Genomic DNA, 2,498 nt, shown 5'->3' with positions numbered 1-2,498 from the left:
ACACCAAGCCAGAATTTAGCGCCCTCGTTCTCTGATAGCCACATGCCAAGCAGCTCTTTTTTACCATCAAGAGCAACGCCTAAGGCCAGATAGATAGCTTTGTTGATGATCTGCTTGTCCTGACGAACTTTGACGACAATGCAGTCTAAGTAGACAATAGGATAGATGCTACTAAGGGGTCTGTTCTGCCAAGCGGTGATGTCATCTAATATATTATCGGTGACTCTTGAGACAAGAGAGCTTGAGATATCGACATCGTAGAGCTCTTTAATGCTCTCTACAATCTCGGTGGTGGTTTGACCTTTGGCATAAAGGAATATGATCTTGTCATCAAGGCCACTAATACGGGTTTGATGCTTACTGACAAGTACAGGCTCAAAGCTGCTATCACGGTCTCTTGGGGTGGAGATCTCAAGCTCGCCTGTGTCACTGCGGACGGTCTTTTTAGTGTGCCCATTGCGCTTATTAGGCCTGTCTGCCTTTTCATGCTTGGGGTAGCCGAGATGCTCTTCCATTTCTGCTTCTAGGGCAGTGTCGATGAAGGACTGCATGAGCTGCTTTTGAAAGTCTTTGATGTCATCGAAGCTTTTCATGCTGCTGGCCATTTGCTCAGCCAGTTTCTTGATGTCAGATTGGTTAGTCATTGCTTATTCTCCTGTTAGTGGATTATAAGCAGTTACACAGAGTTTGGGAAAGGCTCTTTTGAGGTGCTGCCTTTTTTTCTAAAAGACTTTTTTGATTATGTGTCATATTTCCAATGAAAGAGCAGTTTTGCTAAAAGTCTAGTATCCATGATGCTTGTAGAGCAAGATTTAAATGCTTTCTTATTTTTCTTAAACATAGTTTTCAGTTCTTCATCACTTTTATCAGAATAAAAATCAGGAAAAGCACCAAAATTATTCATAAACACACCCCATTTGAATGCTAATTTAAAATCTTTCCAACCTTGTAGGTTACCATTCTTATTAGGCTGTGATAACGCTACTAGCATATAGTCTTCTATAAATTTGATTTGACGATTACCTGCTGAATATCTAATAGTTTCAAAAGCTTGTTTCATTGCCACAAGCGATTGTTCAAACTCTTTATCATAGTAGAAATTTAAACCATCTATCCAATGTTTTAACCATGGGAAAACAATATCATTACCAACTTCTTGATACTCATTTAACCAATTTTGATAGCCAGATTTCTGCTTTAGAATTTCATAACCATCAATACAGTTTGCAATATTTTTCATATAATCTTTAATATTTGGTTCGACTATAATGCCTTGAAAAAACTCAATTATAAAACTAGGTGCATCATTATTAGATTTCAACAAATTCAACAAGTCTTGTTGAACCTTATAGATATCTTTATCAGGATTTTGGTTATTATCGGCAGAATGCACTTCAAGGTATCTCGATTGGGCCCACATAAGACCTTTAGCAATAAACTCTTCAGATTTTATGCAGTTATTAAAAAACTGGTCTATTAAAGTGACTTTGAACCAACCTTTATCTGTAGTCTCTTGCAACTCTGCATTTATTGCCTGATAGCTTTTATCATTATTAACAGCTGAAAAAATTATTTGGAAATCAGTATTTATTGACTTAAAATAACCCCTTAATTTATTTAATAAATCTGTTACTTCCTCTTCTTTATAGTTGTCATACATTTTTTTTAAGCAGTAGGTAGAAAACCTAGCTATCAATAAGAAAAATCTATATTTTTGCTTCCTATCCTCATCAATATTATGAAACCTAAAAGCTCTATCAAAGACATCTAGAATATTTGGAAATGGTGGCAGCTTAACTGTCGCACTTGCCCAGTTTTTTACGTTAGCTAAATCTTTTTCAATTTGATCGAACTCCTTGTTGCCGCCGTTATTAATAGTGTTATGAAACTCTTCTTGGCTTTTATTTTCACAAGTATATATCCATTCAATAATAGTAGATAATGGGGTCGTATCTTTATATTCTAGATACCAAAATGTATTAGTGGATGAGATAGGAGTATCAAAAAAAGCGCTATAATATTGCTTATATTTAAAAACTGAAAGAGTTGCTCGATATAAAAAAACTTTACTTATTAGATAGTATAGCGACTCTTTTTTTCCTAAATGAGTATGCTCAGTTAATACAGTCTGAGTATATATTTGAAATAATTCTACGAGTGGATCATACAATGTACCGCTATACATGGCATTCGTAAACAAGCCATATATTGCTGACCTGAACTCGCTAATATATTGTTCAGAATTCTTTAAGAAATCACCTTCTTCTTTAGCTAGTCTATCAAGACTTTTATGTAAACTTTTATCGTCCACATCAATATCGATGATGAACTTTTTCTTAGATGGGATAATGCCTGTTGCATTATAAATAAACTTAAGTAAATCACCTTGTGACGGAAATTGTGCTATAGTCACCTGACCACAAAAATGTTATAAAATAAATCAACTAAACGATTACCACAATAAATAACCATGACTTACTCCCTAGATTATCGCAAAC

The 2,498-nt window shown here is 34.9% G+C and carries 2 protein-coding genes; both read right to left on the bottom strand.

Annotated elements, in window-relative coordinates:
• On the bottom strand, positions 1 to 644 hold a 644-nt coding region (locus ACQKCG_RS13815), incomplete at its 3' end, for an IS256 family transposase (protein ID WP_427585493.1).
• 95 nt (positions 645 to 739) lie between these two features.
• Positions 740 to 2,413 carry a hypothetical protein gene (locus ACQKCG_RS13810; protein ID WP_427585492.1) on the bottom strand — a complete coding sequence of 558 codons (1,674 nt, stop codon included), beginning with the start codon at positions 2,411 to 2,413 and terminating at the stop codon, positions 740 to 742.
• Between the last annotated feature and the right edge of the window lie 85 nt (positions 2,414 to 2,498).

It is taken from the genome of Psychrobacter sp. NPDC078929 (assembly GCF_050267985.1).
Taxonomy (GTDB): Bacteria; Pseudomonadota; Gammaproteobacteria; order Pseudomonadales; family Moraxellaceae; genus Psychrobacter.
This window is presented reverse-complemented; position numbering and strand designations above follow the sequence as displayed.